Here is a 17,241-nt window from a genome sequence, read left to right on the forward strand (position 1 = left end):
ATGCAGCTGGTAATAGTGACGGGATTGTCCGGTTCGGGAAAAAGTATCGCCCTCAGGGCGTTGGAGGACAGCGGTTATTACTGCGTGGACAACCTCCCTGCCCGCATGCTGTCGCAAGTGGTCGAACATCTGCAAGCTGCCGGGCACCAAACTGTCGCCGTCAGCGTGGACACCCGCAGCACCCGCCTAGAAGAGCTGCCGAGCCAGGTGCATGAACTCAAGGCGCGCGGCACCGACCTTCACTTGCTGTTTCTAGAATCCAGCGCCGAAACCCTGGTCAAACGCTTTAGCGAAACTCGTCGTCGCCATCCTTTGTCGGACGAAGGCCGCACCCTGGCCGAAAGCATCCAGGCCGAGCGCGAGCTCATGTGCGAGCTGGCGAATCTCGGTCATCGCATCGACACCAGCGAGCTTTCAGCCAATACCCTGCGTTCCTGGGTCAAGGACTTCATCGCACTCGATCACAGCGGCTTGGGGCTGCTGTTCCAGTCTTTCGGCTTCAAGCACGGCATTCCGCTCGACGCCGATTTCGTCTTCGACGTGCGGTGCCTGCCCAATCCGCACTACGACCCGGTGTTGCGCCCGTTTACCGGCAGCGACGAGCCGGTCATCCGCTTTCTGGAAAGCCAGGAAGCCGCCCTGGAAATGCTGTCGGATATCCGCGGCTACGTCGAAAAATGGCTGCCATGCTTTGTCAGGGACAACCGTAGCTACCTCACTGTGGCCATCGGTTGCACCGGCGGGCAACACCGCTCCGTGTATTTTGTGGAACGGCTTGCAGAACACTTTAGAGCACAACAACAACGCGTATTGGTCAGGCATCGGGAATTGGCATGAAGCCTGCACATTTCACTCGGGGGGACTCCGCTTGACTGGGCAACTAAAGCCCACCGAGCGGTAAAAAAGGATTTTGAAACTATGATTGGAATTTTGATCATCGCGCATGGATCGCTAGGCGACAGCTTGATTCATTGTGCGACCCACGTCATGGGCGAGCGGCCACCGTTGCTCAAGCAACTCGGTGTCTCGGTCCATGACGATCCCGTGGACCTGCTCCCACTCGCGCGTTCCATGGTGAGCGAACTGAACGAAGACGAGGGCGGCGGCGTGCTGATCCTCTCAGACATCTACGGCGCCACCCCCTGCAATATCGCCAGTCGCCTGCTGGAACCAGGCCGCGTCGAGGGCATTTCCGGCGTCAATCTGCCGATGCTAGTACGCGCTTTGTCCTACCGTAACGAACCCTTGCATGTCCTCTTGGAAAAAGCCATGTCGGGCGGCACTGGAGGCATCATTCACATGACCGAGGACATTTGCAAATCATGATGCGGCAGGAAGTCGAAATCATCAACAAGCTGGGTCTGCACGCCCGCGCTTCCACCAAGCTGACCCAGGTGGCCGGGCAATTCGATAGCCAGATCTGGATCGAACGCGCCGGTCGCCGCGTCAACGCCAAAAGCATCATGGGCGTCATGATGCTGGCCGCGAGTAAAGGCACCAAGGTAACGCTTGAAACCAACGGCGGCGACGAAGCCACAGCCATGGAAAAACTTCTCGCCTTGATCAACGACAAGTTCGGCGAAGGGGAGTGAAGCCCGATGCAGACGGCAACCCAAGGAAGGGAGGCGCGATGAGCTTTACCATGCATGGGGTAGGCGTTTCGGCCGGCATCGCCATCGGCCACGCCCATCTGGTTTCGCACGCACTGCTCGAAGTCGCTCACTACAACATTCCTGACCAGTTGGTGGAATCCGAAGTCGCGCGCTTCAATCACGCCGTCAACACTGTCGCCAAGGATCTGGAAAACATCCGCGACAACCTGCCGTCCAACGCCCCAGCGGAAATGGGCGCGTTCATCAGCACGCATTTGATGATCCTCTCCGACCGCGCATTGTCGGAAGCGCCGAAGGACATCATCGTCAACGAGAACTGTAACGCCGAATGGGCGCTCAAGCTGCAAATGGACGATCTCGTCGCGCAGTTCGACGAAATCGACGATGCCTACCTGCGCGAGCGCAAGTTCGACGTGGTACAAGTGGTTGAGCGCGTTATCAAGGTGCTGCTGGGACATCCAGGCCAGGCTTCGCTCTCGCGCCAGGAGCAAAGCATCATCCTGGTGGCGCACGATCTGTCTCCCGCCGATGCGATCCAGTTCAAGCAGCACCAGTTCGCGGCCTTCATCACCGACGTGGGCGGCGCAACCTCGCATACGGCGATTCTGGCGCGCAGCCTCAATATTCCGTCCATCGTCGCGCTGCACCATGCCCGCGGTCTCATTCAAAACGGCGAGCTGATCATTGTCGACGGCCAGCAAGGTGTGGTCATCATTGCCCCGGACAAGGACACGCTGGCCGAATATCGCCTCAAGCAGGAACAATGGGAGCTCGAGCAACAAAAACTCAAGCGCCTCAAGCAGACCAAAGCCGTCACCCTCGACGGCACAGCCATCGAGCTGCACGCAAATATCGAAATTCCGGAAGACGTCGCTCAGTCCAAGGCCGCGGGAGCGACTGGTGTGGGCTTGTACCGTACCGAGTTCCTGTTCATGAACCGACGAGATTGGCCGACGGAAGAAGAGCAATTCCTGGCTTATCGGCAGGTGGCCGAAGCCATGAAGGGCATGCCGGTCACCATCCGCACATTGGATATTGGCGCCGATAAGCAGATCGATCCGGAAAGCGCCCGCACTTGCGCCAATCCGGCGCTAAGCCTGCGTGCCATCCGTTTATGCCTAGCAGAACCGCAGCTGTTCCATGCCCAGTTGCGCGCCATCCTGCGGGCCTCGCACTACGGCAAGGTGAAGATCCTGATCCCCATGCTGTGCAACCAGGGCGAACTGCGCCAGACCATGCATTTGATCGACCGCGCCAAGCAAAGCCTGCGCGACGAGAAAATTCCGTTCGACGAGCTGGTACCCGTAGGAGGCATGATAGAAATTCCAGCCGCGGCTATTGCGGCCGATGTGTTCGCCCGCAAACTGGATTTCCTCTCCATCGGCACCAATGACCTGATCCAGTACACGCTTGCCATCGACCGTACCGACGACACTGTGGCGCACCTCTACCAGCCGCTGCACCCAGCGGTGCTGCAACTGATCGAACGCACCATCAAGGCGGCGCACAAGGCGGGCAAGCCGGTTTCGGTATGCGGCGAAATGGCAGGGGATGCGCGATTGACACGTATGCTGCTGGGCTTCGGACTGCGGCAGTTCTCCATGCATCCGGCCAATATCCTGGCGGTGAAACGTCAGGTGTTGCAGACCAGCCTGCCTAAGCTCAGCCTTATGGTGCGCAAGATTCTGAGCAGCCCGGATTCGGAAAAAATCGAACCGCTCTTGAACAAGCTCAACGCCTGATCAGTCGGTCTGGCGGTCGGCTTCCTGTTTTTGCTGCTCGGCCTGCTGGTTCACGGTTTGCTCGACCCCCTTGGCTTTATCGAGCGCCTGGCGCTGGGATTCGAACAGTTTGGGTGGCGGAGGCTGCTTGCTTTCGCCGCAGGCGCTCAGCAGCACAACAATCAGGCAACATAAGGCAAGTTTCATCTCGGCTTCCTTTGGCGAAAATTCAACGGCCAGCCATTTTAACCACGTCTCATGCAAAATTTCTCGCAAAAACTGATCGACTGGCAACGCCAACACGGACGCCATACCCTGCCTTGGCAGAACACCCGCGATCCCTACGCCATCTGGATTTCGGAAATCATGCTGCAGCAAACCCAGGTAAGCGCGGTGATTCCCTACTACCAGCGTTTCATGACGCGCTTTCCCACTATCGCCGCGCTTGCAGGAGCCCATGAAGACGAGGTGCTGCAACATTGGAGCGGTCTCGGTTATTATTCACGCGCCCGAAACCTGCATGAAGCAGCACGGCGCATGGTGACGCTGCACCAGGGCACTTTTCCGCAGAATTTCGAGGATATCCAAGCACTCCCAGGTATCGGCCGCTCAACCGCGGCCGCCATTGCCTCCTTTGCCTTCGGCCAACGCCAAGCCATCCTGGACGGTAACGTCAAGCGCGTGTTTGCCCGTGTATTCGGCATCTCCGGCTGGCCAGGACAACCAGCTATCGAGAAACAAATGTGGGTGCTGGCAGAGAGCCTGCTACCGACTGAAGATATCGAACGCTATACCCAAGGCCTGATGGACTTGGGAGCGACGTTATGCACGCGAACCAAGCCCGATTGCCTACGCTGCCCAATGCAGGACGATTGTGTGGCCCTGCGCGAATCGTTGACGACGGAATTACCTTCGCCCAAGCCGCGCAAAGCCTTGTCGGAAAAAGAGACAGTGATGCTGGTGATCATGGACGGCGAAGATATCCTGCTGGAAAAACGGCCCTCCAGCGGCATTTGGGGAGGGCTGTGGAGTTTGCCGGAGGCCGCCATTGGCGAGGACTATGCGGCAATCATCAAAAGTCGTTTCGGCCTCGAAGCCGAGTTGGGTCAAACTTGGGCACCCTTGACCCATACTTTCACCCATTTCCGCCTCGAAATTACACCGCAGCCACTATGTGTAATTGGACGTCCCGCCAGCCAACCTTCTGGAACGCTTTGGCTGAGTCTCGACGACGCTATCGAGGCCGCAATTCCCACGCCCGTAAGAACGCTGCTTACGCGAAAGCTCTAATTGGATTTTTATATCCCATTAATTTGTTTGATTTTTTTAAGCATCGGCATAAGATAGGGACGTATCAGTATTTATCCACATTCGAGCGGAGTTTTCCCATGGATAATAAATACGGTTTAGGCAGCGCCCGTGTCGCTCACGCACATCATGAGGCCAAGCACGGTCCCGCACACTTCGCCCCGCCTTGCAAATACTGCGGCGGCGCGCATCTCACGCTTTGCCCCACCATGAACGACCATTTCTGCAAGGATTGCGGGCGTTACCAGGAAGACGTGCCTGCCGGTTATTCCACCGGCCGCCATCCCGACTACTGACCTACATTTGCGTTCATAGCCCAACAAAAAAGGCAGCCGAGGCTGCCTTTTTTGCTTTTGCCGGATTCGCACCGGCGGAACACGCGGGATTACTTCTGATCCCAGCTGTCTTCCCACATGCAGTGCTTGATTGTGTTGCGGTTCTTGATGAGTTCTTCCACGGAAGGCTCGTCGTTGAGCGCGCGCTTGATCGCCAGCTTGGTGGCATCGTAGTTGTTCTTGTACATGTCGGCCTTATCCAGCTTGCCTTCCTTGGCCAGCGGACCACAGCCCGGATCGATCCACACTAGGGCAACGATGCACAGATCGTTCACTTGATCGCGCGGGATGATGCCTTCGATGACGCAATCGAGGATCGCGTCGGCAGTTGCAGCTTGAACCACGCCGCCGAACAGTTCGATGTTGATGGAATCCTTCAGCGTGACCTTGGGCACCATCATGGTGGCAGGGCGCACCAGTTGGTTGATGTCGCGCACTGCAAACATGGCGGTGTGGCCCTTGCTTTGCGCCATCATGTTGGCAAACGCCTGGCCGACGGGGCCGTCCACGGCGCCGATGAGGATTTCCGGCATGGCGGCCGTGACGTCCTTGCCTTCGCTAAAAACGGTGGCTTCGCCGGCCTTGAAAATGATCTTGCTGGACATGTGATTTCCTTAAAGATTGATGTATTAAATTAAAGCGGGAAAACCGTGGATTTTATAGAACGGGGCGGGATCGGGCAAATTACCTGAGCTCAATCACAGGCGATTTCTGCAATGACCGGTGCGTGGTCCGATGGGCGCTCCAGCTTGCGCGGCGCCGTATCGATCCAGCAGGACGTGCAATGTTGTGCCAGAGCATCTGATAGCAAAATGTGGTCGATGCGAAGTCCCATGTTGCGGCGGAAAGCCGCCATGCGGTAATCCCACCAGCTGAACAGCTTTTCTTCCTGCGGGAACAGGCGGAACGCGTCGCGCATCCCCAAGCCGATCAACCCGGCATAGGCTGCCCGCTCCGCATCACTGCACAGCACCTGGCCCTCCCAGGCCTTAGGGTCATGCACGTCGCCATCTTCCGGTGCGATGTTGTAATCGCCAAGTAAAGCCAGACGGGGGTATTTCACCAGTTCGCCGCGTAGCCATTCGGTCAGGGCTTGCAGCCATTGCAGCTTGTATTGGTACTTATCCGAATCGACACTCTGACCGTTAGGCACGTAGACGCACACTACGCGTACATCGCCGATGGTAGCGGCCAGCACCCGTTTTTGCTCGTCGGCAAAGCCGGGAATGCCCATCTGCACGTCAGCTCCGGCTACCTTGCTCAAGATAGCCACGCCGTTATAGGTTTTTTGCCCGGAAAACAGGGTTTCGTAACCCGCTTCCTTCAGTGCCTGGGCGGGGAAATCCTTGTCCTCCTGCTTGGTTTCCTGCAAGCACAACGCATCCGGCTGATTCGCGGCCAACCAATCGAGCACGTGCGGCAACCTCACCTTAAGTGAGTTGACGTTCCAGGCGGCAATTTTCATCAAGGCGTTCCTGCTGCAGCTTCAGCGACGGGCGCGGCTGTTTTGGGTTGGGGCTTGGTCACCAGGCTAGTGCCGGGCTTGAGATAAGGATTAGTCTTGGCATAGCCAGCGGTATCCAATTCGCGGTTCCACCGGGCCTCGTTAAAACCGACAATGGGTGTGGTATTGCCTAGCACCAGCGCAGGCGCCTCCAGCTTTCCGGTAAGTTTTTGCAGTTGGACTTTGTCGTCATCGGTACTCTTAAGGGTATACGGGACGCCACGCTTGTCGAGGAAAGCCTCTGCCTTTTTGCACACATCACCGCAGTCGGCGAAGGAGTACAGGGTGATCGGATGCTTGCGCGCCGCTTGCTGGGAATCTTCCGGCATGAGGTTGGCGGCACGTTCGGCAGCCAGCAAACTACCCGTGCTCTTGAGCTTTTGCACGTCCTTGGCACCAGCCGGAGGCATTTGGTCGCTGTAACGCGTGATTCCGTTCTCATCCCGCCATTTATACAAATCGCCGGACCAGGCAAGCGTGGAAGCAAGCATTCCGATCGCCAACACGAGAACTGTCTGCATCGTTTTCAAGCTGTCATCTCCACCATGCCGTTATGGCGCAACAGAGCATCCAACGTCGGTTCGCGGCCGCGGAAAGCAACAAAGGACTCCAACGCCGGGCGCGACCCGCCTTGAGCCAGGATTTCGCTCCAGAAACGATGCCCGGTTTCTTCGCTCAGCACACCGTTTTCCTCGAACAGGCTGAAGGCGTCGGCCGAAAGCACTTCCGCCCACTTGTAGCTGTAATAGCCTGCGGCATAACCGCCGGCGAAGATGTGGGTGAAGTTGTTGGGGAAACGGTTGTAGGCGGGCGGGAACACCACCGCCACTTCGTCGCGGACTTCCAGCAAGAGATCAAGCGCCGATTTGGCACCGTTGGGGTCGAATTCGCAATGCAGGCGCATATCGAACAGCGCGAATTCGATTTGGCGCAGGGTCTGCATCCCGGCCTGGAAATTCTTGGCGGAGACCATCTTTTCGTAAAGGGATCGAGGCAGCGGCGCTCCGGTATCGACATGCGCCGTCATGTGCTGGAGTACATCCCATTCCCAGCAGAAGTTCTCCATGAACTGGCTGGGCAGTTCCACGGCATCCCACTCCACACCCTTGATGCCGGAAACGCCGTATTCCTCGACCTTGGTAAGCAGGTGATGCAAGCCGTGACCAAATTCATGGAACAGCGTGATCACTTCGTCGTGCGTGAATAGCGCAGGCTTACCGCCCACCGGGGCCGAGAAGTTGCAGGTGAGGTAGGCCACCGGCGTTTCGATACCATGAGCTTTCCGACGCCGGGTAATGGCCTCATCCATCCAGGCTCCGCCGCGTTTCTTGTCGCGGGCATAGAGATCGATGTAGAACTGACCGATGAGCTGGCCTGCGCGGTCGACGATTTCATAAAAGCCGACATCCGAATGCCATACCGGCGCTTGCGACTTGCGCACCTCTACGCCGTATAGCGTGCTAATGACGCGGAACAAGCCTTGCAGCGCCATGTGCTCGGGGAAATACTGCTTCACTTCCTGATCCGAAAAAGCATAGCGCTCCTCGCGCAGTTTTTCGGAGACGTAGGCCACGTCCCAGGCGTCCATCTCGTCCAGGCCGAGTCTTTGGGCATATTCGCGCAGCTCCGCCATGTCGCGCTCGGCGAAGGGGCGCGCCCGCTGGGCCAGGCTGAGGAGAAAATCCATGACCTGAGCCGGCGATTGCGCCATCTTCGTCACCAGCGATTCTTCGGCGTAGTTGGCATAGCCCAGCAGCTGGGCGGCTTCCTGGCGCAGCTTGAGGATTTGCGCGATAAGGCCTGTGTTGTCCAGTTCCGGCTTGCCGAATTCGGAAGCCCGTGTGGCATAGGCGAAATATAATTGCTCGCGCAGCTTGCGGTCGTCGGCGTATTGCAGCACCGGCATGTAGGAGGGAAAGTGCAGGGTGAACTTCCAGCCCTGCTTGCCGTCCTTTTCAGCAGCATCGCGTGCTGCATGCTTGGCGTCCTCAGGAATGCCGGAAAGACGGGATGCATCCTCGACATACAAGGCGAACGCATCGGTGGAGTCCATGACGTTTTCTTCGAACTTGGAAGACAGCGCGGAAAGCTCTTCCTGGATTTCCTTGAATCGCGCCTTCTTATCTGTCGGCAATTCGGCGCCGCCCAGGCGGAAATCGCGCAGTTCGTTTTCGATGATCTTCTTGCGGGTCGCGCTATAGCCCTCGAAAGCTGCGCTGGCGCGGATTTGCTTGAACTTGGCGTAAAGCGCTTCGTTTTGCGACAAATCGGCGTAGAAGGCTGTGAGCTTGGTCAGGTTGGTGTTGTAGGCTTCCCGCAGTTCCGGGGTGTTAACCACGGCATTGGTGTGCGAAACCTGTGACCAGGCGCGAGACAACTTTTCCTCGGCGTCATCCAGCGGATGCACGAAATTCTCCCAGGTAGGCTCGGCGCTGTCGGCCAGCAGGCGATCCAGCAACGCCTGGCTTTCGGTCAGGAGCTGTTCGATAGCCGGCGTGACATGCTCGGGCCTGATTTGGTCGAATTGCGGCAGGCCGCTGAAGTGAAGCAGAGGGTTGTTCATCAATAAAATCCTAATTACAAATCTTAATTAATCAGTCTCAACGCGAAGGGATAGCGGTAATCCTCGCCCTTGCTGACAGCAACCGCCGCCATGATGCAAAGGATGATGTTCGTAATCCACAACAGCGCGAACACGAGCAGACCGATCAGAATGAAAGTCAGCACCCAAGCCACCATGTAGCCGATCAGCAGGGTAATCTGGAAATTCAGCGCTTCGCGCGCCTGTTCGCCCAAATACGGGCTGTCGTCCTTCTTCAACAGCCACACAATCAGAGACGGGATGAACCCGAAAAAAATTCCCCCGATATGAGTCAGTACGGCAATATTCTTATCATTTGCGTTTGCTTCAGACATTTTGATTCTCCCCTTAATGTTTGAATTAATCCTGCGCATCGAATCGATACTTGCCCAGCCAGGGAAGATTAACGAGAACCCCCGGATAGCGCAACGCTTGCTTTGTCAAAATCTACAGTCCGAGCTTGGCAGGAGGTAAGATGCGCCATTCTCAAGAATCCGATTTACATGACTCCCACGGTTGTTCAACTACTGAGCCAGGCCCGGCAATGTCTCGCCGAACGTCTGCAACTGCCCGAAACCGAAGCACGCATCGAAGCGCAGTTGCTGCTAAGTCGGGCCCTGGGCGGTGTGTCTCGTGCCTGGCTGATTACGCACGAACAGGACACGCCGGCTCTCGATCAGCATCAGACATTTGAATCGTTGCTGGAACGCCGCCTGAACGGCGAGCCGGTCGCTTACTTGCTGGGGCAGCGGGAATTCTTCGGTTTACCGTTCAATGTGACGCCTGCGGTACTGATTCCGCGCCCGGATACGGAAATCCTGGTGGAAACCGCGCTCGCGCTGATTCCTGATCAGCAGGCTATGCGTGTATTGGACATGGGAGTCGGAAGCGGCGCGATTGCTATTGCCATTGCCAAAAACCGTCCGCAAACCCAGGTTGTAGGCATCGATCGTTCCGAGGCTGCACTGGAAGTGGCAAAAGCCAATGCAGAAGCGCTCGACGCCCCCAATGCCGATTTTCTGTTGAGTCATTGGTTTTCGTCCCTGGGTGGCGAGGAGTTCGACGTCATCGTGAGCAATCCGCCTTACATTGCCGCAGGCGACCCGCATCTCGCCCAAGGCGATTTGCGCTTCGAGCCTTCTTCAGCATTGGCTTCCGGTACAGACGGACTGAACGACATTCGGGAAATCGTTGCGCAAGCGCCTGGGCATTTGAAATCGCAAGGCTGGCTGCTGCTGGAGCACGGTTACGACCAAGCCAAGAAAGTGGCAGATTTGATGCGCGCAAATAGTTTCATAGAGGTCCGATCTGTCGCCGATCTTTCCGGGATTTTGCGCGTCACCCTGGGGCAAAGGCCTTAAAGGCTGTCCCTTAAATGCAAAAAGCCGAGGATATCCTCGGCTTTTTATTGATTCAAACCAGTTTAATGCAGCCTGTGACGCTCGTTGGCGGGCGGCTGCATGTTGGCGAATTCGTCGTTTTCTTCTTGCGCGGCGGCAGGGCGGTTGCGTTCGCGACGGAATAACTCATTCACCAGGGCAATCACTTCATTGGTGGACGCATCGTTGAACTGGCGGCGCAGCAAGGCGCTAACATCTTCCACCATGCGGCGACGCTGGGCGTCGTAGATGGCATCGGGCGTGGGGCCGATGAAGATCAGCTGGGTTTCATCGCGACCATCCTCGTGGTAGAGGATGACTTCGATCGCAGTGCCCTGCTCAGCCAGCTGGCCCAGGGTCGTCATTGAGCGCTCCAACGCCCCGAAGAAGCTGTTGCCGACATCCAGCGTGCAGCAGATTTCAACGCTGAAATCGCGCTGATGGTAGGCAATGCCGGGCTGGTGTTCTTCCAGGCTGCGCACCTCGCTCATGTTCTCGACATCGAGGTAATCGAACAGCGGCCGCAGCGCATTCTCGACCTGACGCCGCGATACGCCTTCGCACAATTCGACGTAGCCGTGGAGGTGAACTTCGAGACGCATGATGTTCCTTAGAGCAAAGCTTGGGTGAGGGGCTGAATGATAGCAGATTCAGCCAGCCGCAGCATTCATGTAATTGTTTTTAAGGCGAATGTAATGCTGAGCGGAGTATTGGAAATGGGCCAGTTCGGCCTCGGTCAGCGCCCTGACTTTGCGTGCCGGGCTGCCCAGGTACAAATACCCGGACTCCAGCACCTTGCCCTCCGGCACCAGCGCCCCGGCGCCGATCAGTACACGTGGTTGTACCACGACCTTGTCCATGACAATGGCGCCCATGCCGATCAGGCATTCGTCGCCGATCTCGCAGCCGTGCAGGATGACACGATGCCCTACAGTGACGTTGTTGCCGATGATGAGCGGTGAACCGCCTGGATCCCAACTCGATTTATGGCTCACGTGCAGCACGGACAAATCCTGGATATTGGAACTGTGTCCGATGCGGACGCTGTTGACGTCCCCTCTAATCACTGTGCCGGGCCAAACAGAAGCATCATGACCGAGGTACACATCGCCGATGACCTGGGCGCTGGGATGGACGTAGACCCCTGTACCGAGCTGAGGCGCAGCATCGAGATAAGGAACGACATTGGTCGGATAAGCTTGTGTCATAAGCCATAGTATAATCGCGCTATGTCCGATACTCATTCCGTTGGCATCGTTGCCCCGCAAACCGCGCATTTCAGCGAACCGCTCGCCCTCAAATGCGGGGCTGTTTTGCCAGAATACGATCTCGTTTACGAAACTTACGGCACGCTCAATGCCGAAAAATCCAATGCGGTGCTGATCTGCCACGCGCTGTCGGGTACGCATCACGTCGCCGGCAAATACCGCGAGGACGACAAGTATCCGGGCTGGTGGGACAACATGATCGGGCCGGGCAAGCCCCTCGATACCAACCGTTTCTTTGTCATCGGCGTCAACAACCTGGGCGGCTGTGCAGGCTCGACCGGGCCCAAGACCATCAACCCGGCTACCGGCAAACCCTGGGGCTCCGGCTTCCCGATTGTCACCGTCGAGGATTGGGTCACGTCGCAAGCCCGTCTTGCAGATTCCCTGGGGATCAAGCAATTTGCAGCCATCGTGGGGGGTAGCCTGGGTGGCATGCAGGCACTGCAATGGACCTTGTCCTATCCGGATCGCGTGAAAAATGCGCTCGTCATTGCCGCTGCGCCCAACCTCACAGCGCAGAACATGGCGTTTAACGAGGTTGCGCGCCAAGCCATTATCACCGACCCAGAATTCCACGACGGGGATTATTACGAGCACGGCGTGGTGCCGCGCCGCGGCTTGCGTATCGCCCGCATGCTGGGCCATATCACCTATCTCTCGGACGATGCCATGGGCGCCAAGTTCGGCCGCAAGCTCAAGCACGGCGAGGTGAAATACAGCTTCGACGTCGAATTCGAGATGGAATCGTATTTGCGATATCAAGGCGACAAGTTCGCCGGCGAGTTCGATGCCAACACCTATTTGCGCATGACCCGCGCCTTGGATTACTTCGATCCGGCAGCCGATTTCGGCGGTGATTTATCGGCTGCATTGAAACGCGCCAAGGCTGATTTCCTCGTAGTTTCGTTCACCAGCGACTGGCGTTTTTCGCCGGCCCGTTCACGCGAAATCGTCAAGGCACTGCTGGACAATGAGCTAGCCGTCACTTACGCTGAGCTCGAGGCTGCACACGGACATGATGCTTTCTTGATGCCCGACAAGCACTATCACGATGTCGTTCGCGCCTACCTGGAGAATCTCTAAATGACGCACGTTCCAGCCCAGGCTCACCAACACTTCGCCGAGGCCGCGACTGAACGCCGCGACTTCGCTGCCATCGCACGCTGGATTGCTCCGGGGTCCAAGGTCCTTGACCTAGGCTGCGGCGACGGCTCGCTGCTCGGCTATCTGCGCGACACCCTCAACGTCCGCGGTTACGGCGTGGAGAAAGAAGACGCCAATGTGCTCGCTTGCGTGAAGAACGGCATCAACGTCATCCAGATGAACCTGGAGGAAGGTTTGTCGGGTTTCGAGGCCAACTCCTTCGACGTGGTCATCCTGTCGCAAACGCTACAAGCGGTTTACCAGACCGAGGGCATCGTGCTGGAAATGCTGCGCGTAGGCAAAGAAGTCATCGTGACCTTCCCCAATTTCGGCTACTGGAAGCATCGCTTGAACATCGCCGCAGGCCGCATGCCCGTATCCAAGAGCCTGCCCTACCAGTGGTACGACACGCCCAACGTCCACATGTGCACCATCCGTGATTTCGATGTATTTTGCGAGGGGCACGGTATTCAGGTGAAGGAACGTCTGGTGATGGCGGATGGCAAGGAAGTGGACTTCATGCCCAATCTACTGGGCAATCTGGCGATGTATCGCTTCCAGACCGCTTGATGCAAGGCAGGCCCGGCTGTCTTACAAAAGATGCAGCAAGCCGAATAGCCCGAACCCCAGCACCAGCAACCCGCTAGCTCTTCTCACCCAAACATTCTGCAACCAAGCCTTGAGCTTGACCGCAGCCATGCCCATCGCCAGCAAAGTGGGCAACGTTCCCAGCCCGAACGCCAGCATCAGCAAGCCGCCCTGAGCGGCGCTGCCCGTGGCAAGTGCTGCCACTAGCACGGAATACACTAGCCCGCAGGGCAGCCAGCCCCAGACCATGCCGAGCATGACAGCTTGAGGTGCAGTTTTTAGGGGTAGCAACCTTTTCGACAGCGGCTGCAACTTTCGCCATAGCACGGAACCCACGCGCTCCAGCACCAACACACCCTGCCAAATCCCCCCGAGATAGAGCCCCAGCACGACCAGCATCAAGCTCGCGAGACCGTACAGCACTTTCTCGATCGGCAACACGTGCTGCAAAAAGAAACTGGAAGCGCCGATCAATCCCGCCAATACACCCGCCAAGGTATAGCTGGCGATTCGTCCCAGGTTGTATGCCAGCAAGAACGGTGTTTTCGGCTGCTGCCCCGGCAAGGACATGGTGACCGCGCCGACGATGCCGCCGCACATCCCAACGCAGTGACCGCCACCAAGCAATCCAACGAGAAAAGCAGAAAAGTATGTAAGTTCGAGCATGCCCTGTAGCGCAGGCAACCTCGCCCGCATTTCATTCTAGATAAGGTGTTTGATGCAGGCGGGGCCGCCTGCGCTACTGCATTGTGGCACAGCGTTTGCGAAATCGGGTATGGTGTCGCGATGACTGAAACCGACTGGAAAACCGCGCTGTTCAACCGGCGCATGCTGATTTGCGTCTTCACCGGCTTTTCGTCCGGACTTCCGCTCTACATCCTCATTAGCCTGTTGCCGGCATGGCTGCGGTCCGAACACGTCGATCTCAAATCCATCGGCCTGTTCGCGCTTATCCAGCTGCCGTTTACCTGGAAGTTCATGTGGGCACCTTTTTTCGACCGCTACACGCTGCCGCTGGGGCGCCGCCGCGGTTGGCTATTACTGACCCAAATAGCCTTGCTGCTCAGTATTCCGGCCTTCGGCAATTTGCACCCCACGCTTGATCTCTGGTCGATTGCATACCTGGCAGCCTTGGTGGCCTTTTTTTCAGCCTCGCAGGACGTGGTGATCGATGCCTACCGACGTGAACTATTGCCTGACATCGAACTGGGCCTCGGCAATGCTGTACATGTTAACGCGTATAAAGTGGCGAGTCTGGTGCCCGGCGCCTTGTCGCTCGTACTGGCGGATCATCTCCCGTGGAATACGGTCTTCCTGCTAACCGCGCTATTCATGCTGCCCGGTCTGCTCATGACTTTGCTGGTCAAGGAGCCGGCCGTTATTCAAGGCTCGCCCCGTACCCTCCGGCAAGCCGTGGTCGAGCCCTTTCACGAATTCATGACGCGCCACGGCTGGCGCTCGGCCTTGCTGGTACTGGCGTTCATTTTTCTCTACAAACTGGGCGACAGCATGGCCACCGCGCTCGCAACGCCGTTCTACCTGGACATGGGCTTCAGCAAGACCGAAATCGGCCTCATCGCGAAGAATGCAGGTCTCTGGCCCAGCGTTATCGGGGGATTGTTGGGCGGGGCCTGGATGGTCAAGCTCGGCATCAACCGTGCCTTGTGGGTTTTCGGGGCAATCCAGATGGTGGCGATCCTCGGGTTTGCCTGGCTCGCCAGCGTCGGCCACAGCCTGACATGGCTAGCCGTCGTCATCGGTGTAGAGGCCTTCGGCGTCGGGCTCGGCACGGCGGCGTTCGTGGCGTTCATCGCGCACACCACCAACCCGCTTTATACCGCAACGCAATTCGCGCTCTTTACCAGCCTCGCAGCCGTGCCACGCACCTTTGCCAATGCGGCAACCGGCTGGCTGGTGGATTGGCTGGGATGGACGCAGTTTTTCCTGCTGTGTTTCGTCTTGGCCATTCCAGGGATGGCGTTGCTGCTGAAAGTAGCCCCATGGCAGGAAAAATAACGCTGCCGGGATAAATCACTAACCCTGTTCAGAGTCGTTGAAGTTGATGCATAATGGTCCAAAACAAAAACAACATTGGCGGTCACCATGGCAGAACTCAGAAGAAAAACAAAGCTGGGCGAATTGCTCCTCACGCAAGGCCTCGTCACCCAGGATCAGCTGCGCATCGCGCTCCTTGAGCAAAGTCGTACCAAAACCCCGCTCGACAAACTGCTCGTTCAACTGAGTTTTATTCAAGATGCCGCTCTGCGCGATGCCGTTGCAGCGTCGCATGGGGCAGAAAGCATCGACCTGAATTCGATCTCGCCCGACCCGACCGCCCTGAAATGGATTCCCGAGGCCACGGCCCGCCGCCATCGCGCCATTCCCGTCGCTTTCGACGAAAACATGGCGACCCTATCGATTGCCATGACCGATGTTTCCGACCTACTGGCACTTGACCGATTAAGCGCGCAAGTCGGATCCGAGATTCAGATCAAACCATTGCTCGCGAGCGAAGCCCAGCTGGAAGCCTGTCTGGATCGCTTTTACGGCTACGAATTGTCGGTGGATAGCATCCTCGAAGAAATCGAGACAGGCGAGAGGGATTACGGCCATTTAGCTGCAAGCTCACAAGATTATGCGCAGCCCATGATTCGCCTGGTCGATGCGTTGCTCAAGGACGCCATTAATCGCCGGGCTTCTGATATCCACTTGGAACCGGAGCACACTTTCCTGCGCATCCGCTATCGAATCGACGGCGTGCTGCACACAGTACGCAGCCTTCATTCCACGCATCGCCAGGCCATTACCGGCCGCATTAAAATACTTGCCGGCATGGACATCGCCGAAAGTCGCTTGCCTCAAGACGGGCATTTCACCCAGCAGATCAGCGGACGCAACATCGATTTTCGTGTTGCTAGCCATCCCACTATTCATGGCGAAAACCTAGTGCTCCGGGTGCTGGATCGGGACAAGGCCATCATCCCGCTCGATCAACTCGGCGCGAGTCCTACATTAGTCCAGCAAGTCCGCCGCGTAATGACGCGGCCGGAAGGGCTGATCATTGCTACCGGCCCGACAGGAAGCGGCAAAACCACGACGCTGTACTCCATGCTTTCGTCCTTGAACGACGAGAGCGTCAACATCATGACGCTGGAAGACCCGGTCGAATATCCATTAGGCCTCCTGCGTCAGACATCGATGCCGGAAGCGCATCAGCTGGATTTCGCTGCAGGCATTCGCTCCATTCTGCGCCAGGACCCGGACATCATCCTGATAGGCGAAATGCGCGACCAGGAAACAGCCGACATGGCCTTTCGCGCAGCGATGACCGGACACCGCGTGTTGTCGACATTGCACGCAAACTCGGCGGTTGGCGCCGTGGTGCGATTGCTGGACCTGGGAATTTCTGCCGAAATCATCGCGCAAAATATCACCGGCATCATGGCCCAACGCCTGGTAAGAACGTTATGCCCACACTGCAAAGTGGCTGACACGCAGGATGATCAAATTTATACGCAGATGAATCTTGAACCCGGCACTGTTTATCGCGCTGTCGGCTGCGGCCATTGCCATGCAAGCGGATATCTCGGACGCCGGCCGATCATGGAGTTATTGACAGTCGATGCGGAATTGGAATCCCTGATCGTCCAGGGAGCCAACAAGCAAGAGTTGCTGCAAAACGCGATGACGCGAGGTTATACGCCACTGGCGCGTGACGGACTCCGACTCGTGGCTGACGGACAGACCAGCTTGCAAGAGCTGGCCCGCGTCGTGGATATCTTCCAGCTCGCCTGACCCAGC

20 protein-coding genes are annotated in these 17,241 nt (G+C 57.4%); 11 read left to right on the forward strand and 9 right to left on the reverse strand.

The features are described 5' to 3' along the window. The 4 genes from rapZ (at position 1) to ptsP (ending at position 3,355) form a co-directional block, all read left to right on the forward strand. Positions 1-837 carry an RNase adapter RapZ gene (gene rapZ, locus NMK_RS06025; RefSeq protein WP_109014843.1) on the forward strand — a complete coding sequence of 279 codons (837 nt, stop codon included), beginning with the start codon at positions 1-3 and terminating at the stop codon, positions 835-837. An 81-nt stretch (positions 838-918) separates the two neighbouring features. After that, positions 919-1,326, forward strand: a complete 408-nt coding sequence (locus NMK_RS06030; protein WP_109014844.1) for a PTS sugar transporter subunit IIA — start codon at positions 919-921, stop codon at positions 1,324-1,326. Next, the gene (locus NMK_RS06035) at positions 1,323-1,592 is read left to right on the forward strand and encodes an HPr family phosphocarrier protein (RefSeq protein WP_109014845.1); all 270 of its coding nucleotides are present in this window, start codon (positions 1,323-1,325) and stop codon (positions 1,590-1,592) included. Before NMK_RS06030 ends, NMK_RS06035 begins: the two co-directional genes overlap by 4 nt. Positions 1,593-1,630: 38 nt before the next feature. Then, entirely contained in the window at positions 1,631-3,355 is a 1,725-nt protein-coding gene (gene ptsP / locus NMK_RS06040) for a phosphoenolpyruvate--protein phosphotransferase (protein ID WP_109014846.1), read from the forward strand. Here ptsP and NMK_RS06045 read toward each other — a convergent pair whose 3' ends face one another. Then, complete coding sequence (locus tag NMK_RS06045) at positions 3,356-3,541, reverse strand: hypothetical protein (protein WP_109014847.1); 186 nt, start codon at positions 3,539-3,541, stop codon at positions 3,356-3,358. Positions 3,542-3,592: 51 nt separating this feature from the next. Between NMK_RS06045 and mutY the strand changes: the two genes are divergently transcribed. Together mutY and NMK_RS06055 are read left to right on the forward strand one after the other, a co-directional pair. Then, entirely contained in the window at positions 3,593-4,624 is a 1,032-nt protein-coding gene (gene mutY, locus NMK_RS06050; RefSeq protein ID WP_109014848.1) for an A/G-specific adenine glycosylase, read from the forward strand. 98 nt (positions 4,625-4,722) lie between these two features. Then, positions 4,723-4,938 carry a hypothetical protein gene (locus NMK_RS06055; RefSeq protein ID WP_109014849.1) on the forward strand — a complete coding sequence of 72 codons (216 nt, stop codon included), beginning with the start codon at positions 4,723-4,725 and terminating at the stop codon, positions 4,936-4,938. Positions 4,939-5,027: 89 nt separating this feature from the next. Here the strand turns inward: NMK_RS06055 and fae are convergent, their stop codons facing one another. The 5 genes from fae to NMK_RS06080 form a co-directional block, all read right to left on the reverse strand. Continuing rightward, the gene (gene fae, locus NMK_RS06060; RefSeq protein WP_109014850.1) at positions 5,028-5,582 is read right to left on the reverse strand and encodes a formaldehyde-activating enzyme; all 555 of its coding nucleotides are present in this window, start codon (positions 5,580-5,582) and stop codon (positions 5,028-5,030) included. 89 nt (positions 5,583-5,671) lie between these two features. Continuing rightward, complete coding sequence (xth, locus tag NMK_RS06065) at positions 5,672-6,442, reverse strand: exodeoxyribonuclease III (protein ID WP_109014851.1); 771 nt, start codon at positions 6,440-6,442, stop codon at positions 5,672-5,674. Continuing rightward, complete coding sequence (locus tag NMK_RS06070; RefSeq protein ID WP_227871404.1) at positions 6,442-7,002, reverse strand: glutaredoxin family protein; 561 nt, start codon at positions 7,000-7,002, stop codon at positions 6,442-6,444. Before NMK_RS06070 ends, xth begins: the two co-directional genes overlap by 1 nt. A gap of 5 nt (positions 7,003-7,007) precedes the next feature. Next, a complete protein-coding gene (locus NMK_RS06075; RefSeq protein ID WP_109014853.1) occupies positions 7,008-9,044 on the reverse strand; it encodes a M3 family metallopeptidase in 2,037 nt (678 codons plus the stop codon). Positions 9,045-9,067: 23 nt separating this feature from the next. Continuing rightward, positions 9,068-9,397, reverse strand: coding sequence for a DUF4870 domain-containing protein (locus tag NMK_RS06080; RefSeq protein WP_109014854.1), 330 nt, complete (start codon positions 9,395-9,397; stop codon positions 9,068-9,070). 168 nt (positions 9,398-9,565) lie between these two features. Here NMK_RS06080 and prmC point away from each other — a divergent pair, with 168 nt between their 5' ends. Then, complete coding sequence (prmC, locus tag NMK_RS06085) at positions 9,566-10,423, forward strand: peptide chain release factor N(5)-glutamine methyltransferase (protein ID WP_109014855.1); 858 nt, start codon at positions 9,566-9,568, stop codon at positions 10,421-10,423. 62 nt (positions 10,424-10,485) lie between these two features. On the opposite strand, the gene NMK_RS06090 is transcribed toward prmC, so the two are convergent. Both NMK_RS06090 and NMK_RS06095 read right to left on the reverse strand, forming a co-directional pair. After that, positions 10,486-11,043, reverse strand: a complete 558-nt coding sequence (locus NMK_RS06090) for a DUF6806 family protein (protein ID WP_109014856.1) — start codon at positions 11,041-11,043, stop codon at positions 10,486-10,488. Positions 11,044-11,091: 48 nt separating this feature from the next. After that, positions 11,092-11,649 (reverse strand): gamma carbonic anhydrase family protein, encoded by a 558-nt coding sequence (locus NMK_RS06095; protein WP_109014857.1) that lies wholly within the window; start codon positions 11,647-11,649, stop codon positions 11,092-11,094. Positions 11,650-11,670: 21 nt separating this feature from the next. Here NMK_RS06095 and metX point away from each other — a divergent pair, with 21 nt between their 5' ends. After that, on the forward strand, positions 11,671-12,792 hold the full coding sequence (metX, locus tag NMK_RS06100) for a homoserine O-succinyltransferase MetX (RefSeq protein WP_109014858.1): 1,122 nt from the start codon (positions 11,671-11,673) through the stop codon (positions 12,790-12,792). Continuing rightward, positions 12,793-13,422, forward strand: coding sequence for a methionine biosynthesis protein MetW (gene metW, locus NMK_RS06105; protein ID WP_109014859.1), 630 nt, complete (start codon positions 12,793-12,795; stop codon positions 13,420-13,422). It abuts the gene before it with no gap. 21 nt (positions 13,423-13,443) lie between these two features. Here metW and NMK_RS06110 read toward each other — a convergent pair whose 3' ends face one another. After that, positions 13,444-14,106 carry a sulfite exporter TauE/SafE family protein gene (locus NMK_RS06110; RefSeq protein ID WP_109014860.1) on the reverse strand — a complete coding sequence of 221 codons (663 nt, stop codon included), beginning with the start codon at positions 14,104-14,106 and terminating at the stop codon, positions 13,444-13,446. 120 nt (positions 14,107-14,226) lie between these two features. On the opposite strand from NMK_RS06110, the gene NMK_RS06115 reads away from it, so the two are divergent. Both NMK_RS06115 and NMK_RS06120 read left to right on the forward strand, forming a co-directional pair. After that, the gene (locus NMK_RS06115; RefSeq protein WP_109015085.1) at positions 14,227-15,456 is read left to right on the forward strand and encodes an AmpG family muropeptide MFS transporter; all 1,230 of its coding nucleotides are present in this window, start codon (positions 14,227-14,229) and stop codon (positions 15,454-15,456) included. 87 nt (positions 15,457-15,543) lie between these two features. Then, on the forward strand, positions 15,544-17,235 hold the full coding sequence (locus NMK_RS06120) for a GspE/PulE family protein (RefSeq protein ID WP_109014861.1): 1,692 nt from the start codon (positions 15,544-15,546) through the stop codon (positions 17,233-17,235). Positions 17,236-17,241: the final 6 nt, after the last annotated feature.

This window comes from Novimethylophilus kurashikiensis (assembly GCF_003112435.1).
Classification (GTDB): domain Bacteria; phylum Pseudomonadota; class Gammaproteobacteria; order Burkholderiales; family Methylophilaceae; genus Novimethylophilus; species Novimethylophilus kurashikiensis.